This window comes from Prevotella sp. TF12-30 (assembly GCF_003436715.1).
Lineage (GTDB): Bacteria > Bacteroidota > Bacteroidia > Bacteroidales > Bacteroidaceae > Prevotella > Prevotella copri_A.
Window position 1 is genome coordinate 30,962 of the sequence record NZ_QSQJ01000044.1, and the last position, 841, is coordinate 31,802.

The following is an 841-nucleotide window of genomic DNA, read 5'->3' on the forward strand; positions in this document are numbered from 1 at the left end:
CACCTTCATCAATACCATTCATGTAATAGCTCATTAAGACACCATAGTAATCATCGGCGGCCTTTAAGCTTTCATCATATTTCTCTTGCTCTTCCTGACTCAGGCAGCGGGAATCTGCCAGTTCAGCAAGACGCTTGAAAATCTTCTTCTGTGCCGTAAACGGCATTCTCTCTAATGCTTCCATATGCTTTAATACATAAATCCATTTGTCAAAATCACTTTCACATTCTTCAGCCTTCTTGTCAAAGAAAGGAAGAGACAAGTAGATGAAGTGAAGATTGTCGGAAAAGACATCTTGACTTCCTTTTTCATACAAGGCTACATCGGTTCTGAATTTCGACACTGCATTGTCCTTTGGCATGAAATTCATGAGGCAGACGACATAGACGGGCATTAACTGATAGAGAGCAGGTTTCTGCTCGATTGTCTTTTTCCGCTGCCCGACAATAGCCTTGCTGGCATAATAGATGGAGCGATTGACAAAAAACGGCACCCATCTGTTCTGCATCTCGACAATGAAATGATTTCCATCATCGGTTTCACAATAAATATCAAAGATGCAGCCACGCAAATCTTTTGAATCTGCCAGTTGCTCTTTATCCTTGAAGGTGACATCCCTGATATGCATTTCGTCAACCAACAGGTCGTTCAAGAAACTAATCAGCAAATCCTTGCTGAATTCTTGTCCGAAGAGGCGTTTGAATCCCCAATCGGTGAAGGGGTTTATATATTTACCCATGGCAAAATATTGAGATAATTGATATCTGATGGCAAATTTACGATTTTTCTCTGAAAACTCCAAGAAAAAAATGCAAAAATTTGAAAAACCATAGAATTTACC

At 40.0% G+C, this 841-nt stretch carries 1 protein-coding gene; it reads right to left on the reverse strand.

What is annotated here, in order from left to right; translation table 11 throughout:
• The coding region (locus tag DXD25_RS13705; protein ID WP_233522324.1) for an Rpn family recombination-promoting nuclease/putative transposase at window positions 1-841 on the reverse strand (841 nt) is incomplete at both ends.